We start from the raw sequence: 19826 nt of genomic DNA, 5'->3' as shown, positions 1-19826 counted from the left end.
GCGGGCGCTCCTCATCGAACGCCGATGGCGTGTAAATATTTTATTTGTTTAGATCGGACATTTGGAGATGACCGAAGAGAGCGACATCCGAACTGTCATTGCTGGCGTCTTCGATGAGGATTGGTACCTTCATACGTATCCTGACGTCGCCGACGCCGGTGTCGATCCAATCTCTCATTATCTTTCAAGCGGCGCGGACGAAGGGCGCGATCCGCATCCTCTCTTCGATACGTCTTGGTATGCGGATCAGAACCCTGAGGTTGGGCAGACGGGGCTCAACGCGCTCGCGCACTATCTCCTTGTGGGCGCCGCTGGCGGAAAGGATCCGCATCCGCTGTTCGCGACCTCTTGGTATAGTGAACAGAGGCCGCAAATTCACGGCACAAGTCTCAACCCTCTCTTGGACTACATCGGCGCACCTGCACAAAGCCGTGTAAGCCCGCATCCACTCTTCGACAGCGCTTGGTACTTGCGCAACAATCCCGACGTGGCGGAGGCTGGGGTCGACCCTCTTCTTCACTACATCGGCAATGGTGAACGGGAGGGGCGTAGCCCAAATCCACTCTTCGATCCGGCATGGTATCTGCGGCAGTGCTCGGACGAGCGGCCACACGGTATGACAGCGCTCGAGCACTATCTTATAAAGGGAGCCGCACGGGGATTGGATCCGCATCCGCTTTTTGACACGGATTATTATGCGGAACAATGCACCCGGAGCCAGCTCGCGAGCATCAATCCCCTTGAACACTACCTTCGATTTGGAGTTCGGGACGCTTTTCGTCCGCATCCCCTATTCGACAGCCACTGGTATCTCAAGAAATATCCAGAAGTACTTGACGCTAACGTCAATCCACTTGTTCATTACCTCTTGGAAGGCGCCGGTTACGGGACCGAGCCGCATTGTCTCTTTCGCGGCAACTGGTATCTAAGAAATTATGAACACAACATTCCGCCGGGGATGAATCCTCTTCTGCATTACGTACTCTTCGGCGCCAAGAACCATCGCGACCCCAGTCCGGAATTCTCGGGTCGATTTTATACAGATCGCTATAGAGATGCAGACTGGGAGCGTACAAATCCGCTCTCCCATTACATCACGATAGGTCGCGCACAGGGCCGCAGCCCTGCTCCCATGTCTGTGCTGTATCGTGAAATACGACGAGCCGCAGAAGAAGCGTTTTCGGGCACAGGTTTTGAGGCGCTTCGTCACATATCGAGCATGGCTATCAAGCCAAAGTTTCTCGTCGTCACGAGCGGGGAGGACGACTGTAAGCATCGCATCACGACGCAGTCTTTGCTGGCACAGATTTATAAGAATTTCATCATTTTGTCTGTTTCTGACATCCTGTCGTTCGTCGAGCGCTCGGATGAAGAGTGCGACGTATACTTAATCTGGCTTGAGGCGGGCGATGTCCTGAAGCCTGCTGCGCTGTATCATTTCGCCTGTGCGATCAATCGGGTGCCGACACTCGATCTGATTTACGGCGACGAGGAAATCCGTTCTGCCGACGGGGATATCATTCCATTCTACAAACCGGCCTGGAGCCCGGATTATCTGGAGAGTTTTAATTATATTGGGCGCTCTATCTGCTACAAATTGACGTTCGCTGGCGAACTTCTCGCCTCCGCAGAAGACCCGTTCGATTTTCTTCTCAGGGTAACTGAGAAATTGGGTCATATCGGTCATGTGCGCGAGATGATCTCGACATGTCCGGATCGAAGGCACGGATCCGACACCGAAGTGCAGGCGGACCTTGCAAGCCTTAACCGACGCTGCCGCCGATTGGGGCGCCATGCCGAATTTGTTGCACATGCGCAACCGGCTCGGCTTTACAGATTGGGCTCGCCGATCACAACGACTGCTAAAATTTCGATTGTTCTGTACAGCACGAGGGCCATCACGTCTTCAGCAGTCGACCTGCCTTACCCCTTCTTGCGCCAGATCACTCTTCGGTCGTCAGCAGAGTTCGGGCTGCCCGAAGGCACCACGATCGAGGTGATCCCCATCGCGGCCACCCTCGACGATGCGGTCGTCTCCGATCCGAACGCAGTCCGGGGCAGTGATTTATCCGGCGATGTCGACACGGGAGGCCTCGCGGTCGCTCTCAATCGCGCCGTAGAAGCGGCAACTGGACAGTACATTCTGTTCTTGAGCGACGTACCGCAGCGTTCTGAGGCGATCTGCCTGACGCATATGGTTCGCCACATCATCAAACCTCACATCGGCGCTGTCGGCGCAAAGCTGATGGCCGCAGATGGGCGGACCGCACAATTCGGGCTGGTTTTGTTCGACGGGATGAAGCATCGGGTTCACCATGGTTCACGCCCGGATGGCGAGGATTATTTTTATAGCCATACGGCATCACGAAATTTTCGAGCTGTCGAGCTGGACGCCCTTATGACGGACAAGGGCTTGTTTCAAAGTGTAGGCGGATTCGACGCGACGGTCGATCCAAGCCAGATGGCCGTCGACTATTGTCTCGCAATTCAGGCGCGAGGAAAGATGGTTGTCTGCGATGCCGACACACTGGTTGAATCGGAGATCGATGTCGATGAATATGCCTCGGGATTTTCTGCGGTAGGGTTCGATCGGGATCGCGTTTTTGTTGAAAAATGGAGCCGCCAATTGATATCGGATCCTTATTACAACCTGGAGCGTCTCGCGATTAGTCCCGCCGCCTATGACGGGCGGCCGCAGAAAGATTGTTGAGTTGATGTCCGAAGATGCGACAGCGTTAGTTTTTCTGGCCCGGGGTTACGAAGACGATCATCTCGACCGGTTTCGACGCTTTATTCGCTCATACGCATCTTTTTCGACAGGCCAGCCGACGCATCTGCATGTCATCTTCAAAGGCTTCCACACCGCGGAGCATGAGCGTTCCGCCCGCCTGTTGTTCGAGGCCCTCCCGCACACTGCCCACGTGATGGAAGATGTTGGCTTTGACATCGGAGCATATGCTGCCGTAGTCGGGTATCTGAATGACCCGTATGTTTGTTTTCTAAACAGCAATTCGGAAATAATTTCGGAGAACTGGCTGAGAAAGCTGATCTCCAATTTGAGGGATCCCGCCGTCGGTATGGTGGGTGCGACAGGTTCGTGCGAAAGCCTGAATTACCTGCACCCTGACTTTCCGCGTTTTCCAAACCCGCATCTTCGCACCAATGCATTTGCTTTGCGCGTTAAAGATGCGCAACGTTTTCTCGATGGTATTTACATACGTGAAAAAATTGATGCGTGGCGGTTTGAAAGCGGTCCAGATAGCCTGACGCGAAGGGTCTTCTCCGCAGCTCTAACATGCCTCGTCGTTGGACGGGATGGACGCGGATATGGGCCATCTGCCTGGATCGATAGTGAAACGTTCAGGCAAGGGTTGCAATCAAATTTGCTTGTCGGAGATAATGTTACCCGGGCTTACTTCGACATGAGTCCCAGTGAAAGAGACCGCATTGTTTTCAAGACGTGGGGCGGCTTCGTGCATCCGAGGCTGTTTGCCTCGACGCTGTGAACCGTCGAGGCGTGTCGGCGATTTTTAGACCGCGAAGGCCGTTCGTTCGGCGCCATAAACCAAGCCTCGCCAGCCGCCCGCACGTCTGAGCAATCTGCTCTGTGGAGGAAACTGTATCCTTTGTAAGTTAGCTCGCCCGCGTTGCGGACGCTCCAGAGGGTTCCCACCCCGACCTTGAGACCATGCTCCGCTCGCAGGTGGGGCCGCATCCTCTTCAGGGTAATATCATCCCTTTCGGCGATCCGCCGCCTCCTCAGGAACGCCGCGTGCTGATCGTGCGTGGGAGCGGCGGCCCGTCCCCGTGGGCGGGCAGCAACCGTCCCGGTCGTGGCGAGCGCAGCCATCCAGCGGATCGCCGCCGCGGCGCCAAACCCAAAGCGGCTTTGGCTATGTGACGGCGGGCGGTCGCTCCTGCCGCGTCCACCACGCGTTCACGCAGATCCGGCCTGTAGGGTCGGCCCCTGCCTTGTTCCTCGTTCGAGGCCGGCCACGAAGCATCCCAACGGCGCCGCGTGGCACCGCATCATCCGACACAGCCCAAACCGAGAGCGCTTCAGAGATCCCCAAGACCACTGGTTCGGTTCTCCTGCGTGGATGCGACGGGTTCCCGAAGCTGCCACAGCGAAATACCGAATCGATGATTGAAGTCCATGACATGATCGAAGGTCGTCGAGGCCTTCAGCTCGTCATACACGCGTTTGCAGTCTTCAACGGCGAGCGTGTCGTGGAGAGCCATGAACGCCCCTGGCTTCAGGATCTCGCGCACGAGAAAAATATCCTGTCGCAGTCCGATATAGCTATGATCGCCGTCGACGTAGGCGAAGTCGATCTCGCCGCGAAACGGCAGCAGCGAGTCACGTACGGCCGGCGCATGAGAATCGTCAAAGATCTCAAGAATCAGATCGCTGTTCAGAGATTTCCGGATCCTCGGCCAGTTGTATGCGTCCGGATGCTGCCCGAGATCGACGACGATGGTCTTTTGGCATGCATAGTAGTCTCGGAGGAATTTCGTCTGTCCGCCCGAGGCGATGCCTATATCGAGTGTCAGATTGCTCGGAGGAACGCTGCTGGCCATATAGTGTACGAATTCTGCGAATTCCGCAGGATTTTGCTGCAGAAAGAGACCATCCTCTTTCAGTTCATACTCGAAAAATGCTGTCGATCCGGATCCTGCATCGACGATCCGCTCGATTAATTCGGGAATGGTCGGGACGGGGGCGACAGTGTACACGGCTTGGATGCTCACATGCTTGCTTAGATTTGCGGGACAAGAGTACGCACCCAACTTCCCCGGTGCTTGAAGGCACGAGCAATGTATACTTGGTACTCTCGATTCAGCAACGGGATCGCTGACTGGTCACGACACATTTCGAAGTCTGGCTGCTGGAAGAGCTAGCATATTTCGGATCGCTGAACAGTGGTCGCGCTGACACATTCGGTGCCTCCGCATAGCGTCGCATCGCTTCGGCACCCCGTTCACGCGCTGCGCGGGGGGCGGTAGGCCGCAGTCGCTTGCACGCCTGGCACCGGTGCCTCCGAACGGTCCAAGAAGCGACGCCAGACTCGGTTCGTGGATCGCCTTTCGAACGCGGACAATCTCGGCTGCGCAGTCTCCGCGGTGACCAGCGGCGTGTAGATGATGCGCCGATGCTGTGCGAGTGCGCAGGCACCGATCCAGAGTGCGATCTCCTCGTTCGGTGTCTGATCCGGCAGCGTCGCAAGACAGGCCTTCAGGAAGTTCGCGCGGGCGAAGAACCAATCGTCGACCGGAACAGCAATGCTGAGCGGCTTCAACGTTAGGGCGTACGAACCCGGATCCCCGCTGGGGCGGCCGCTCAGGAAATCGACCAGCGCTCCTCTCCCGTCCATAGCGAGGCCCGCCGACCGAATGACCCCATTGTGGACAACGGGTCCGGTCACGACCGCGGCGTCCTCGAACACCTCGAACATCTTCGCGATCTCACGGGTGGCGACGTCGCCTCCGGTTTCCACGACGCCGGAACCGATGACTGCGACGATCGTCGCGTCATCGATCGGATCCAGTGCTTCGCGCCACGATCCGAGAGATTCCTTCGAGACGAGGGGAGCGGCTTCGAAAAGCGGCGGTGCTGAGCCCGTGCCGTCGGTCAGGGCGATCAGCGACGGAAGACGATCCAGGTCTCGCGAGATCCACCATTCCTGGGCACCGCGCCAGATCGGGTACGGGGCGACGCGGCACCGGGTCTCGAGGCCGAGCCGATCGATCTTGCGTTGAAGGACGTGCCGGACGGAGGCCGCGGAGACCTCATTGGGTCCCTCGGAATTGGACGTGCTTCGGTCGTGATGGCGCCAGTGATAGACGATCTCGGGCACGTGGACAGGCCGATACCCCGCAGCGGCGAAGCGGTCGATGCTGTCCCAGTCGTGGCAATACTCAGCAGCCGGGTCGGTGTAGACGCCGAGTTCGAGGGCCGTTTCGCGGCGCATCGCGCAGGCGTGCCAGATCCAAGAATTCTCCAGGTCCAGCACCGGGTCCCAATCCGGTCTGAGGTAGGGATGCATCGGACGCGAGCCGATGATGATGTCCTCGTCGGTGTACAGGAGGGCCGGCGCGTCATTCTCCCGGATGGCGCGGGAGAAGATGGCGAGCGCGTCCTCCATCAGGAGATCGTCGCCGTCGAGGGAGATCACATACCGTCCCCGCGCCGCCTCCAAGACGTGGCGCATGCCGCCGACGATCCCGAGATTGGTGGGCAAGCGGAGCAATCGGATCCGCGCGTCAGGAGCGAAACGGTCCAGTACGGCGTCCAAGTCGCTCGTTATCGGCCCGTGCGCCAGGACAAGCCATTCGAAATCGCCACAGCTCTGCGCCAACACGCTCTCGGCCGTGGCCGCGAACAGCGCGGCATCCGTCTTGATGTACAGCGTTGTCAGCAGGGAGAAGGCCGGGACGGTTCCAGGGCGGTGGGTGGCAGCCGGCAAGGCCTTCGACCGGCGCGCCGCATGATCGGTGAGCCAAGCGGCATGATCCGGCAGCGGGACCTCCGCGGGGACTCGATAGCCCGGGACGGGCAGGACCGGTCTGTAGGCTGTCTCGGGATTCAGGCCTGTTCCGGCCGGCAGTAGGGAATCCTCCGGCATCAGGTCGATGAACGCGGATAGGAACGCGCTCCGCTCGGTCATTCCGACAAGCGCGTCGTAGTCGATCCGGGTGCGCGCGCTCAGGAACGGGGAATAGATGACCCGATGGCCCACACGCTTCGCGTGCCCGCCGGCCCAGGCGCCAAGGTGCGGAAGCGTGCCGCCATGCTCCGCGGCGATCGTCAGCACCTCGGCTAAGAACGCGGCGTCGAAGACGGCGTGCATCGCACAGACGGCACTTACCGAGCGCGGTTTCCAGACCTGCGCGGCATAGCCCGGATCCGTCATCGGCCGGCCTCGATCCGGGCAGCCACAGCCATCGCCGAAGCCGAGGAAGCGACCGGTTTCCAGAACGTGGCCGTCCGCGTGGATGCGTCCACCGACGGCAACCGTATCCGGATGGCGGTCGAAAAGGCCGATGGCCTCCCAGGCCCACTCATCGTCGTCGGGACAGATCGCGGACCCCATCAGATGGACGAGGCGTCCGCGCTTGGCGGCATCGATGACGAGCGCCTTGAGACTCAGCGGACCCGCGCCGATCTCCATCGTCGCGATCTCGTGATCCAGACCCTGGGCAATCCTGATGTCGGGGACGGAGTCGCCTTCGGTCTCCCCGCGCAGCAGAATCGTGGTGATCGGTCGGCCCTCGATCCGTCGGCGGCGCATCCACCAATCGGGCGTATTGCCGAAGAGCGGGCTTGGCACGAGTTCGAAACGATCGCCGTTCGGCGTACCGGCAAGAAACCGCTTCAGAACCGCGCGCTGCGAATCGAATACGACAGGCTTCGACTCCATGTTTCCGCCGGCGGTCGACTGCGGGTGGAGCCGCCACGCATAGAGCACATGCGGCACGTGGATCGGAGTGTGGCCTGCTATCCAGAAGCGCGTGAAGGTGTCCCAGTCGTGGCTGCCCTCGGGAGCGGGATCGCCGTACACGTCGAGTTCGAGCGCCCGTGCGCGGTCGATCGCGCAGAGATGGGCGATGTAGCACTGGGCCGAGAAGAGAACGGGATCCCAGTCCGGCTTCTGAAACGGATCGCTCAGACGCTCGCCGACGAGCTTGTCTTCGTCGGTATAGAGAAGCGGCGGATAGTCATATTTCTGTACATACCAAGCAAGCGTGCGTAGGCAGTCTGGATTGATGTAATCATCGGAATCCAGGGGCAGGATGTACCGGCCGCGCGCGCGTTCGAGGCAATAGCGCATGCCGCCGATGATTCCGAGATTCGATTCTACGCGCTCCAGGCGGACATAAGGCCGCCGTTCTGCCAATGTCTCGAGAAACGCCCGCGTCTCCGGCCGTGTTGTTCCGTTATCGAGGATGAACCATTCGAAGACTTGGCCGCCCACCTGACGGTGCAGGCTGCGGGCCAAGACGTCGAGATAGGCCGGCGCGGTGTTCCAGACCGTAGTGACGAACGTAAACAGCCCCGGTTCCGGAACGCCGTGATTGACCAGCGCACGGCGTGCCGCGGCATCTGCCAGGAAGGCCGCGTAGGCGCTGTCCGGGTCGGGTCCCGGTTTGCCCAGGCGGCTGGGTTCGCCGATAGGCGGGCGTGCAGGCGCATCGTTTGGCACACCCTGCGCTCGGATCATCTCAGAGAGCGCCGGAATTGCCGTCGCGAAGCTGTCGTCCCAGGTCGCCGGCAGCGCGAGGGTGGCGCCCGCCTCGCGCGCTGCGCAATCGTCCAGTCGGCCGACCGCCTCGATCAGGGCTTCGACTATCGCCGGTACGTTCGGCTCGACCGCGATGATGTTGGAGGAGAGCGCGGCCATCTTCGTCGCGGTCCGGCTGCCATAGGTGTTGGTGACGGCTATGCCGCCGCAGCCGGCCATCTCGAGCGGCGGGTAGCTCGGATGCGGCGACAGCATGAGCGAGAGGATGATGTCAGAGTCCCGCATCAGCTGCGCGTAACCGTCGAAGCCGAGCCAGGGCGCGCAAGCGAGGCGTGCGCCGCAGCCGAGGTCGAAGGGCGCGAACGCTTCGCCCATCCCGACGAACTCCCAGTTCTCCGCGCTCAGGGTCTGCTCGCTGATGGCCGCGCGCAGGGCTGCCACTCCGATCTCGAAGAGGTTGCGAATGCCGTTCGTCGGCCGCGCATAGAAGAGCAGGCGTCGCTTCCTCCGTTCCCTTTCGGGAAGCTCGGCCGGCAGCGGCGCTCCCCGGAATCGTGCGGGCTCGGGGTAGAAATAGGTCCTGTCGATCGCGGGATCGAAGAACAGCGTGCGCGCGCGGTGCTCCGGTTCGCGGAACAGGCCGATCTCCTCATCGACGAGGTAATCGCGCAGCAGCGTCGTGTTGACGAACGGGAGGTGCGGGAGGCTGTAAGTCTCCAGAGCCGCCGCATAGGCCGTCGAGGCCGGATACAGGATCGGCTCGAAGTCCTGAATCAGATAGATGAACGGGCGATGTCCCACCAGATCGCGGGCCGCATAGGCCATGCGGGCCGTCCACCACGCTGTGGCGAAGAAAATGTCATTGGCGCCGATCTCCACGGACTTGGTTCGGTCGGACGCGTCGATGATGCTCATATGCGCAAAGCGCTCGGAGCCGCCCGAAATGCTGACGATGTGATCCCAGATCGGATCGAGATCCGGGTCGGTCGGCACGTCGGTTGAGAAGATCCGGACGGCGAAGCCAAGCGCGGCGAGTCGATATCCGATGTTGAGAGCCGTGTTCGGTCCGCCCGACAGGCTCGCCTTCCGGACGCCCGGCAGCAGGAGGTTGATGGTCGGGTGCCGCGCGAGATGTGGCGCGATGCGAAGATTCAAGGCCGGTATGAGCGGCAGGTCGCGATGTTGACGACGCTCCGCGATCTCGTCCGGCCCCGGCAGCGCCCCGAAGCGCGCTCCGCACCGCGTCAAATGGGGCGAGATCGGCGGGTGGGCTGTCTCTGCTTTGAACCGGATCTGGAGGTGAACGCGCGTCGGCTCGCCTGCCCCAACGTGCGACGGGGCCGGGTCGAGGACTTCGCCTTCCATCGCCTCGTCCAACACGGAGGTGTAGCCGAGGCGACCGGCCTCCAGGCAGAAGGCAAGGCCATGCACGGTGTCCCGCCGGTCGAAACCGCCGAGCCGGCAGCCCGCGCGCAGCAGGTCGGCTCTCACGCACAGCGCCATACCAGGGAACCCGCTCACCCGGTGGGAGGCCTTCCCGTACATCCACGGAACCGACGCTGTTGGCCAGTTCCTGAACAGCAGGCCTGCCAAACCGTCCAGCCCGGCCATCAGACCGGCGCTGTGCGTGATTCCGCCGGGCAGTCTGAGCATGCCGCCGACGATGCCGGCTCGGCCATCCAGTTCGAGAAGGCCGACCGCCTGCACCAGGGCGTCCGCGTGATCGAGCCAGACGTCAGCCGTGACGAAGGCTTTGGCGAACGTGTCCGGCCCGACCGCATGGACCGCGTCGAGGAGGGTCTCGTGTGTCGCGCAGGGCACCCAGGTCACGGCTGCGTCCGGCAGGCTCTGACGCAGCGCGGCGACCTCCGCCTCCATGGAGGCCGGATAGAGGACGCGGGCTGACATGTCTGCCGTGTAGAGAAGACGGAGATTATGCTCCGTCGCGCCCAGGTCGTACGCGCCCCACGCGATGACAAAATCTATGGCGATCGAGGGGAGCGCACTGCGGAGCCGGCTGAATTTCTGCCGGGTTGCAATGCCGGTCGCATGATCGGTTGTCGCAAAACGGTCCTGCAAGCCGCGGCGCTCGAGGCTACTACGCAGGACAGCATGATGAGAAGTCCCGATGGTTGTCTTGATCTTGTTGTCTAACGCAGTCGATCCCGCATGGACGCGCCGGCCGTAAAGTACTTCCGGTACATGGACTGCGCCGGCGCCGTCTTCAGTGAGGCGCAGCGCAGTATCCCAGTCATGACAGCCGCGCGCGTCATCGTTGGTGTAGACGCCGCATTCCAAAGCACGTTCACGAGAGTAGACGAGCAGATGTGCCGCCGGAGCCGTGGTGTAGGCAGAGGCGAGGGAGTAAGGGTGTCGCCAGATCAGCTCAAGCGGTACTCCGTCTATGTCGACTTTCTGCTCATCGCTATAGACAATTGCGGGTGGGGAGCTGGCATGACGTCTCAACACATCGGCCAGGACGGCGAGGGTGTTGTCGTACAGGACGTCATCAGAATCGACGGGTACGATGTAGTGTCCGGCAGCCTCCTCGAGCAGATATCGATTGCCGCCAATGATGTGGCGGTTTTGCTCGATGCGAAATAGCTTCACCCGCGCGACGTCGGCCGCCGCTACAGCCGCGCAAGCGGCTCGCGTTGCGGGTGAGGTCGATCCATTATCGAGGATCAGCCATTCGAAGTCCCCGAACACCTGCCGGGAGATGCTGTCGGAGAGTTCCCGGATGAAATCGGGATCCGTGTCATAGACTGTGGTGGTGATCGAGAAGGTGGGAGATCCCGCACCGAAAGGCGGCGTCAGGTCGGCGTCGGCGAGCTCCGCGACTTGCGCGTTCAGCCGGCCTTCGAAACTCTCACGCCATGCCTTGCCTTTCGGCACATCCCATCCGGCAGGGATGACGGGACTTGGCGCAATCCTCAAACCGCGCTCTCTGCCGATCGTCAGATAATGCACCAGCGGCGCGCCGATATCTGCCTCACCCAGGCGGTTGGCAGCACGGTAATATGCGGTGCAGAAGGTCGGGCCTGGATCCGCTCCGGCCGGACCGCCGTGCAGGAGGTAATGGATCGCCGGGTTACCGGTTGCCTGCGCTGCGTCTGGGCATCGTGCCAGATACCAGGCCGGCTCGAAGAATGCATTCGGGGAGCGTCCCTCAGCGGCGCCGGAAGACAGGTAATGGACCAGGGGATTGCAGCCGGCCGCGGCGACGTCGGGGTTCCGCTCCAGATACCAGGAGGCATCGAACAGCGGGTGCGGATCCTGCCCGTTGGCGGCGCCCTCGAAAAGGTAGTGCTCGAGCGGATTGCCGCCGGCCGCCTTGAGGCCGGGGTTCTGCTTCAGGTACCAAGAGGCATCGAAGAACGGGTGCGGGTCCCGCCCCTCGGCGGCGCCCTCGAAAATGTAGTGCTCGAGCGGGTTTCGGCCGGCCGCGGCGACGCCAGGATTCTGCTTCAGGTACCAGGACGTGTCGAACAGCAAGTGCGGGTCCCGGCCCTCGGCGGCGCCGTCGAAAAGGTAGTGCTCGAGCGGGTTGCGGCCGGCCGCGGCGACGTCGGGGTTCCGCTCCAGGTACCAGGACGTGTCGAACAGGGGGTGCGGGTCCCGCCCCTCGGCAGCTCCTGAAGACAGATAATGGACCAGTGGAATGTAACCGGCGGCGGCGACGTCGGGGTTCCGCCGCAGATACCAGGAGGCATCGAACAGGGGGTGCGGGGCCCGGCCCTCGGCGGCGCCATCGAAAAGGTAGTGCTCGAGCGGGTTGCGGCCGGCCGCGGCGACGTCGGGGTTCCGCTCCAGGTACCAGGACGTGTCGAACAGGGGGTGCGGGTCCCGGCCTTCGGCGATGCCGTCGGCCATGAAGTGGACGAGCGGGTTGCGGCCGGCCGCGGCGACGTCGGGGTTCCGCTCCAGGTACCAGGACGTGTCGAACAGGGGGTGCGGGTCCCGCCCCTCGGCAGCTCCTGAAGACAGATAATGGACCAGTGGAATGTAACCGGCGGCGGCGACGTCGGGGTTCTGCTGCAGATACCAGGACGTGTTGAACAGCGGCTGCGGGTACGGCTCCCGGCCCTCGGCAGCACCCGCGAAAAGGTAGTGCTCAAGTGGGTTGCGGCCGGATGCGGCGACGTCGGGATTCTGCTCCAGGTACCAAGACGTATCGAACAGGGGGTGCGGGTCCCTGCCCTCGGCCGCCCCGTCGGACAGGTAATGCTCAAGCGGGTTGCGGCCAGATGCGGCGACGTCGGGATTCTGCTCCAAGTACCAAGACGTGTCGAACAGCGGGTGTGGGTCTCGGCCCTCGGCCGCGCCTTCGAACAGGTAGTGCTTCAGCGGATCGAGGCCGGCCGCAGCGACGTCGGAATTGCTGGCCAGGTACCAAGGCTCGTCGAACAGCCGCCGTTGCGGGTGCGGGGCCCGGCCCTCGGATGCGCCGTCGGACAGATAATGCTCAAGCGGGTTGCAGCCAGACGCGGCGACGTCGGGATTCTGCGCCAAGTACCAAGACGTATCGAACAGCGGGTGCGGGTCCCTGCCCTCGGCCGCGCCGTCGGTCAGGTAATGCTCAAGTGGATTGCGGCCAGATGCGGCGACGTCGGGGTTCTGCGCCAAGTACCAAGACGTATCGAACAGTGGGTGCGGGTCCCGGCCCTCGGCCACGCCGTCGGACAGGTAGTGCTCAAGCGGATCGAGGCCGGCCGCAGCGACGTCGGAATTGATGGCCAGGTACCAATGCGCGTCGAACAGCCGCCGAATTCGGTCCTTCGCAGAAGCCGCGTTGACCGAATTATGCTGATCCAACGCCGGTTCGAACTCTTTCAAGGGTGGGCTCCTGGTTCAAATCCGAAATCTGAGTTGGCCAGCACTTCGTCCGCTCGTTGGTCGGGTGCCGCTACGATTCGAAGGTCTCTGGCTCCTGCGACGGGCAGTTCGAGCCGTTGCCAATCACGGTTCCGATGCTTGGCGCCAAGGCAGGGCTCCACCGCTCATACGGTGCTGAATCCCGGTGTAAGCAGTTCGGACTCTTTGCAACTTTGAATTATACCTTAAGATTGTGGCGACTTGATTTCGATCGCCGCAGGGGGGCTGTTGCCCGTTGAGCGGTCTTCCTAAAGCTACAGCGCGCCCGAAGGCGCGTCGTGAGCGGCCCTCGGCTTCAAATGGCAGTCGCCCTCTCTCGATGATCCCCACAGTGGCACGTGAGATTTTCCCAATCTGTAGCTGGCAAGATCTTCCCCGTCTGTTCGCCGATCAGAGCAAATCGGTGGCGAATTAAACGATGCAGGTCCTGCACGGTCCGAAACGGAGATGAGAGGATCCATTCCCGGACGCCGGCCATCCTATCCGCAGCGAGCGGGCGCTCCGGTAGCACGTCGCCGGGACGGGCGGCAATTCGGCTTGCGGTCGGCCTCGGCCGCCGCGGCATGCCGACGGCGTTGAGCAAGAGACATGCCATGATGTGGAAATGCAGGGTCCAAACGCCGACGAACGCTTTCGCCAGACATTTTGGGTGCCCCGAATGCACCTCCAAGGGGCAGAGATAGGAGGCGCCGGGATAGTGCTCTTGCGGCTGGCTCCGACAGGTCCTTCGCTGTGTGGGGCTGGCATGCCTCAGCGCGTTTCGGCGCGACTCGACAGGGCGATTGGCAATGGCGGATCTGGATGCGTTCGGCGCGCGGCGTCGGGGTCGCGTTGACCGGCAGCTATGGTGCCGACCTGCCCCGCTTTCTGCATCTGGCTGGAATCGAGCTGCTGAAGGTGGCCGCTCCCGATGCTCAGGATCGTCGGCGGCAGGGCACGAGCGACGATTTCGATGCCGAGTGTGCGGCACACGCCGCCTTCGCCGGTACCCGCGCCGTCACGCCCCGCACCCGCGATGGCATGGCCGGGTCGTTGCGTGTCCTGAGCGCGTGCCGGAAGGGGGGCTGACCGGCGCATCACCTTGCAGATGATCCACAACACCATCCTGTGTGCGCCCGAAGGCCTGCGCGAGGCGCTGCGCCGGATCGCCTGAGTGCAGCTCATCCGGACCCTGGCGGCGTGGCGGCCTGATCTGGGCGCCTATCACGGCGCCGAGACCGCGTACCGGATCGGCCTGAAGACCCTGGCGCGGCGCTGCATGGAGCCGCGAGACGAGATTGCCGATCTCGATCCCATGAGCGGCGATCTCGTCGATGAGCTCGCGCCGGAACGCGTGGTGGCCCGCAACTCCATCGTCGCACCGGCACCGCGCAACTCCAACTGACGGCCGGCGACAATCCCGAAGGCTTGCGCTCGGAGGCGGGCTTCCCGGCGTCGTGTGACGTGAGCCCTGTGCCGGCCTCCTGTGGCAAGACGGTGGGCCATCGCCGCAACCGCGGCGGTGATTGCGCCGCCAACAGCGCGCTGCACATCCTCGCGATCGGACGCCGACGGACGGGTTATGCGGACCAGGGCGTACGCGGCGCGTCGTATCGCGGAGGGCCGCTCAAAACTGGACGCGTTTCGCTGCCTGAAACGCTGCTTCGCTCGCGAGGTGTTGACGCTCATCATCCATCGGCAGCCGGCGATCAACCGGACGCGCATCGCCGCTTGACACACATGAAGGGCGTCCAGGGCAGCCCCTCTACGACCGGGCCGTTCCAGCGGCTGATGGCCGGGCACGGCATCGTGTGCTCGATGGGCCGGTCGGGCAACGTCTGGCACGATGCGGCGATGGAGAGCTTCGTCTTCTCGCCGAAGTCCGAACGGACGGCGCGGCCGACCGACCGCGGGACAAGGCACGGGCAGCCGTGTTCGATGACATCAAGTCCCTCTATAACGCAGCGCGGCGTCACGCGACGCTCGGAAATCTCGGCCCGCTCGAGTTCGAGAAGCGGGCCAAACTCGCCTAGGTCGGTGTCAAACAAACGGGCAGCAGGCCAAGGGGCATCGCACTTGCACTGGCCGGCCGAGTATGTAACCGAGCAGCCCCTGTGGCAGGCATGTACGGCTGGCGGAGGTCATTCTCACAATGAAAGCTGTGATCTTGGCGGGCGGACTTGGCACGCGCCTGTCCGAGGAGACCGGGACGCGTCCGAAGCCGATGGTCGAGATCGGAGGACAGCCGATCCTTTGGCACATCATGAAGGGCTTCGCCGCCCACGGGGTGCGCGATTTCGTGATCTGCCTCGGCTATCGCGGGTATATGATCAAGGAATTCTTTCTTAATTACCGGCTCCACCTCTCCGACGTGACTGTCGAGACGGGAACGGGCGCAGTTGAATTTCACAGAAGCGGTGCCGAGGACTGGAACGTCTCGCTGATCGAGACTGGGCCCGAGACCATGACAGGCGGCCGGCTCAAGAGAGTGCGTCCCTATCTCGGCACGGAACCGTTTTTCATGACCTACGGTGACGGGGTCGCGGACGTCGATCTCACCGCGCTCAAGGCTTTTCACAAGGCGCATGGGCGAATGGCCACTCTGACCGCCGTGGCCCCGCCAGGCCGGTTCGGTGCCCTGGAGATGGACGGCGATGCGATCCGTAGCTTCCGCGAGAAGCCGGCCGGCGATGGCGCCGTGATCAACGGAGGCTTCTTTGTCCTCGACCCACGGGTGCTCGACTACGTCACCGATGACTCCACCGTTTGGGAAAACGAGCCGTTGGAGCGACTGGCGCGGGAAGGAGAGCTGCAAGCCTACCGGCATGCCGGCTTCTGGCAGGCGATGGATACCCTTCGCGACAAGAACCACCTTGAGACTCTCTGGACGGCCAAGTCCGCGCCGTGGAAGGTGTGGTGATGGCTGCCCGCAACCCCGATCCGGGATTCTGGTCCGGACGGCGTGTGCTGGTCACAGGCCACACTGGCTTCAAGGGCGCATGGCTCAGCCTCTGGCTCACGCGGCTCGGGGCGCAGGTCACCGGCTTCGCACTGGCCCCCGAGACCGAGCCAAGCCTGTGCACGCTGGCGGCCCTGGCGGATCGGGCCGACAGCCGGATCGGCGATGTGCGAGACCTCGCCGCGCTCAGCGCCTGTGTGGCTGAGACGCAGCCAGAGATCGTGCTGCATCTGGCCGCTCAGGCGCTCGTCCGGCCCTCCTACAGCGACCCGGTCGGCACTTATGCCAGCAACGTCATGGGCACTGTCCACCTGCTGGAGGCGGTGCGCGCCTGCCCGTCGGTGCGGGCCGTGGTGATCGTGACCAGCGACAAGGCCTACGAGAATCGCGAATGGGTCTGGGCCTATCGCGAGGACGAGCCGATGGGTGGGCGTGATCCCTATTCGAACTCGAAAGGCTGCGCCGAACTCGTGACCAGCGCCTATCGCGCTTCGTTCTTCGGCGCCGGCGGCCATCCAGCCCGGATTGCCAGCGCGCGGGCTGGCAACGTCATCGGCGGTGGCGACTGGTCGTTGGACCGTCTGATCCCCGACATGGTGCGTGCCTTCAATCGGGGCGAGCCGGTCGAGATTCGTTCACCCGGCGCCGTGCGCCCTTGGCAGCACGTGCTGGAGCCACTCTCAGGTTACCTACGGCTTGCTGAGGTGCTCTGTGAGCAGGATGGCGCACGTTATGCCGAGGGCTGGAATTTCGGGCCTTCCGACGAGGATTGCCGACCGGTCTCCGATGTGGTGGCCGGTCTGGCCCGGGGCTGGGGCGAGGGCGCGCGCTGGCAGCTTGCCTCCGGCACGCACCCGCACGAGGCCACCTTCCTTAAGGTCGACGCCTCGAAGGCTCGCGCGCATCTCGGGTGGGACCGGCGCCTGCGGCTGTCGGAGGCGCTCGACTGGACTGGGACGTGGTATCGGGCACAGGCTCGAGGCGCGGATGCCGCCGCGCTGACATACGAGCAGATCGCGCGGTACGAGGCGCTTGCGGAGACAGAGGACAAGGTATGAGCGCAGCAACGGACACCGTTCCGGCCCCGACAAGCCGGGCCTGCTGCCGGGCCTGTGGTACGCCGCTCACCCGCACCGTGGCCGATCTGGGGTTATCGCCTCTCGCCAATTCCTACGTGCCGCCCGAGCGTGCGGGGCAAGGAGAAATGGTTTACCCGCTCCACGCCTATGTCTGCGAGAGCTGCTGGCTCGTGCAACTTGAGGCCTTCGAGAGCCCGGAGCACATTTTCTCGGATTATGCCTATTTCTCGGGCTTCTCCGCCGGCTGGTTGCGCCACGCGGAAGCTTATGTTGCGAGCATGACCGAGCGCTTCGGTCTCGGGCCGCAGAGCAAGGTTGTCGAGGTGGCCAGCAACGACGGCTACCTGCTGCAGTATTTTGTTGCCCGTGGCGTGCCGGTCCTGGGCGTCGAGCCGGCTGCCAATGTGGCGGCGGTGGCGCGCGAGAAGGGGGTGGCGAGCGAAGTCGCATTCTTCGGCCGCGATACGGCCGAGCGCCTTCGGGCCGAGGGGCACGGTGCCGACTTGATGGCCGCCAACAACGTGCTGGCCCACGTGCCCGATATTCTCGATTTCGTGGCGGGCTTTCAAGTCTTGTTGAAGCGCGACGGTGCAGGCACCTTCGAGTTCCCGCACCTGTTGCGGATGATCGAGCACAAACAGTTCGACACGATCTACCACGAACATTTCTCGTATCTGTCCCTCGGCGTGGTTTCGGGCATCCTGGAGCGATCGGGTCTACGGGTGTTCGACGTGGAGGAGCTGCCGACCCACGGCGGATCCCTGCGCGTCTTTTTCTGCCACGCGGACGGACCGCATGCGCAGACGCCGGCGGTGGCGCGGGTGCTCGCCGATGAGCGGGCCGGCGGCCTGTTCTCGGCGGAGGGCTATGGGCGATTTGCCGCCGACGTGGTCGAGATCAAGTGCGCCAGCCTGGAGTTCCTGATCCAGCAACGACGGGCGGGTAAGCGGGTCTGCGGCTACGGGGCGGCCGCCAAGGGCAACACCTTCCTGAACTATTGCGGGATCGGACCGGAGTTGGTTGAGGCGGTGGCGGACCGCTCACCGCACAAGCAGGGCACGTTCCTGCCGGGCAGCCGGATCCCCGTGATCTCGCCCGAGGCCTTGCTGGAGATGCGTCCGGACTACGTGCTGATCCTGCCCTGGAACCTGAGGGCGGAAATCATGCAGGAGATGGCCGGAATCCGCGCCTGGGGTGGGCGTTTCGTCACTGCTATTCCGAGCCTCGCTGTAGAGTGAGCGGAATGAACTTCGAGGAGCTGCCGCTCGCAGGAGCTTTCCGGATCGACATCAACCCGCACGAAGACGAGCGCGGTTTCTTCGCGCGGACCGTGTGCGAAGACACGCTTGCAGCTCATGGGCTCGTCAGCCGATTTAGCCAGTCGAGCGTGTCGTATAATCGATCACGCGGAACGGTCCGCGGGATGCACTATGCCCTGGCGCCGTACGCGGAGACTAAACTTGTCCGCTGCACGATGGGTGCGATCCACGACGTGATCGTCGACCTGCGTCGGGACTCCCCGAGCTATCTGCGGGCGATCGGCGTCGAACTATCGGCCGGGAACAGGACTGCGCTCTACATTCCGGCTGGTTTCGCGCACGGTTTCCAGACCCTGCAGGACGAGACGGAGGTGCTCTATATGATCGATCGGCCTTATGTTGCCGGCGCCGCCCGTGGGGTTCGCTGGGACGATCCGGCGCTCGACGTCGCCTGGCCGGAGCCGGTGACCGTGATCTCCGAGCGGGATCTCGCCTTCCCGGCCTGGACCGGTCTCGATCCGGTCGTGTGATGTCAGGCGCGCGGCGCGTTCTCCTCACCGGTGCGACCGGTTTTGTCGGAACTCACGTGATCCCGGCCCTTCAGGCGCGCGGCTTCGAGGTTCATGCCCTCGGACGCCGCCCGCCCGCCGCGACGGTGGTTTTCCATCCTGTCGACCTTTTGGACGCTGAAGCCGTGCAAGCGTCGGTCGGTCGGGTCGGCGCCGTTCACCTTCTGCATCTGGCTTGGTACGCCGAGCCGGGGCTTTACTGGCGCTCACCGGTCAACCTCGACTGGGTCGCGGCGAGCCTGGCGCTGGTCCGAGCCTTCCGGGAGGGCGGGGGCGCACGGGCGGTCGTAGCGGGGACCTGCGCCGAGTATGCCTGGGGTCCGGAAAGGCTCAGCGAGGACGCGCACTGTGTGCCCGCAACCCTGTACGGGGCCGCCAAGGACGCCACGCAGCGTGTCCTGACAGCCTATGCGCGTGAGACCGGGCTCTCGTTTGCCTGGGGCCGCCTGTTTTTTCTGTACGGGCCCAGGGAGAAATCGGGCCGGCTGGTGAGCGACGCGATCCGGGCTCTGTCGTCGGGGGAGCGTTTCGGGACGAGCCCGGGTCACCAGCGTCGCGACTTCAGCCACGTAGCCGACGTGGCCGGTGCTTTCGCAGCCTTGGTCGACTCGGCCGTTGAGGGAGCCGTCAACATTGGGTCGGGCGCGGCTGTGCCTGTCCGCGTGATCCTAGAGCAGATCGGCCAGCTGACCGGACGGCCGGATCTGATCGACTTTGGTGCTCGCCGCCTCGCGGAGAGCGAGCCGGCGAGCATTGAGGCCGATGTCTCGCGTCTGCGCGAGGCGGTGGGCTTCCATCCTCGCTACGATCTCGGCAGCGGATTGACTGATACCTTCGGTGCGTATTCGGAACGGCAAGCCTGA

Annotated in this window: 9 protein-coding genes and 3 pseudogenes; 9 read left to right on the top strand and 3 right to left on the bottom strand. The window is 63.2% G+C overall.

The window, feature by feature from the left end; all coding sequences use genetic code 11:
• Window positions 1–67 precede the first annotated feature (67 nt).
• Both GGQ91_RS25040 and GGQ91_RS25035 read left to right on the top strand, forming a co-directional pair.
• Entirely contained in the window at window positions 68–2710 is a 2643-nt protein-coding gene (locus GGQ91_RS25040; protein ID WP_182593089.1) for a glycosyltransferase family 2 protein, read from the top strand.
• Between the two features lie 4 nt (window positions 2711–2714).
• Window positions 2715–3506: a hypothetical protein gene (locus tag GGQ91_RS25035; protein WP_182593088.1), complete on the top strand. Its 792-nt coding sequence runs from the start codon at window positions 2715–2717 to the stop codon at window positions 3504–3506.
• A gap of 56 nt (window positions 3507–3562) precedes the next feature.
• Here GGQ91_RS25035 and GGQ91_RS28305 read toward each other — a convergent pair.
• The 3 genes and pseudogenes from GGQ91_RS28305 to GGQ91_RS25025 all read right to left on the bottom strand — a co-directional run.
• A pseudogene (locus GGQ91_RS28305) lies at window positions 3563–3945 on the bottom strand (IS630 family transposase); the annotation flags it as partial.
• Window positions 3946–4059: 114 nt separating this feature from the next.
• Window positions 4060–4737 (bottom strand): class I SAM-dependent methyltransferase, encoded by a 678-nt coding sequence (locus tag GGQ91_RS25030; protein ID WP_182593087.1) that lies wholly within the window; start codon window positions 4735–4737, stop codon window positions 4060–4062.
• 245 nt (window positions 4738–4982) lie between these two features.
• Window positions 4983–13079, bottom strand: a complete 8097-nt coding sequence (locus GGQ91_RS25025; RefSeq protein ID WP_182593086.1) for a rhamnosyltransferase WsaF family glycosyltransferase — start codon at window positions 13077–13079, stop codon at window positions 4983–4985.
• Between the two features lie 681 nt (window positions 13080–13760).
• On the opposite strand from GGQ91_RS25025, the pseudogene GGQ91_RS25020 reads away from it, so the two are divergent.
• The 7 genes and pseudogenes from GGQ91_RS25020 to GGQ91_RS24990 all read left to right on the top strand — a co-directional run bounded on the left by GGQ91_RS25020 (window position 13761) and on the right by GGQ91_RS24990 (window position 19826).
• Window positions 13761–14832, top strand: a pseudogene (locus GGQ91_RS25020) (IS110 family transposase).
• Between the two features lie 17 nt (window positions 14833–14849).
• Window positions 14850–15130 (top strand): annotated as a pseudogene (locus GGQ91_RS28300) (integrase core domain-containing protein); the annotation flags it as partial.
• Between the two features lie 119 nt (window positions 15131–15249).
• Window positions 15250–16017 (top strand): glucose-1-phosphate cytidylyltransferase, encoded by a 768-nt coding sequence (rfbF, locus tag GGQ91_RS25010; RefSeq protein ID WP_043349866.1) that lies wholly within the window; start codon window positions 15250–15252, stop codon window positions 16015–16017.
• On the top strand, window positions 16017–17114 hold the full coding sequence (gene rfbG, locus GGQ91_RS25005) for a CDP-glucose 4,6-dehydratase (RefSeq protein WP_182593085.1): 1098 nt from the start codon (window positions 16017–16019) through the stop codon (window positions 17112–17114). Before rfbF ends, rfbG begins: the two co-directional genes overlap by 1 nt.
• Entirely contained in the window at window positions 17111–18373 is a 1263-nt protein-coding gene (locus tag GGQ91_RS25000; RefSeq protein ID WP_182593084.1) for a class I SAM-dependent methyltransferase, read from the top strand. Before rfbG ends, GGQ91_RS25000 begins: the two co-directional genes overlap by 4 nt.
• Before the next feature lie 5 nt (window positions 18374–18378).
• On the top strand, window positions 18379–18924 hold the full coding sequence (locus tag GGQ91_RS24995) for a dTDP-4-dehydrorhamnose 3,5-epimerase family protein (protein ID WP_182593083.1): 546 nt from the start codon (window positions 18379–18381) through the stop codon (window positions 18922–18924).
• A complete protein-coding gene (locus tag GGQ91_RS24990) occupies window positions 18924–19826 on the top strand; it encodes an NAD-dependent epimerase/dehydratase family protein (RefSeq protein ID WP_182593082.1) in 903 nt (300 codons plus the stop codon). The genes GGQ91_RS24995 and GGQ91_RS24990 overlap by 1 nt, the downstream gene beginning before the upstream one ends.

The sequence above is a fragment of the Methylobacterium fujisawaense genome (assembly GCF_014138435.1).
GTDB classification, from domain to species: Bacteria; Pseudomonadota; Alphaproteobacteria; order Rhizobiales; family Beijerinckiaceae; genus Methylobacterium; species Methylobacterium fujisawaense.
Note: the sequence above shows the minus strand (reverse complement) of the source record. Positions and strands in the feature narration are given on the sequence as shown.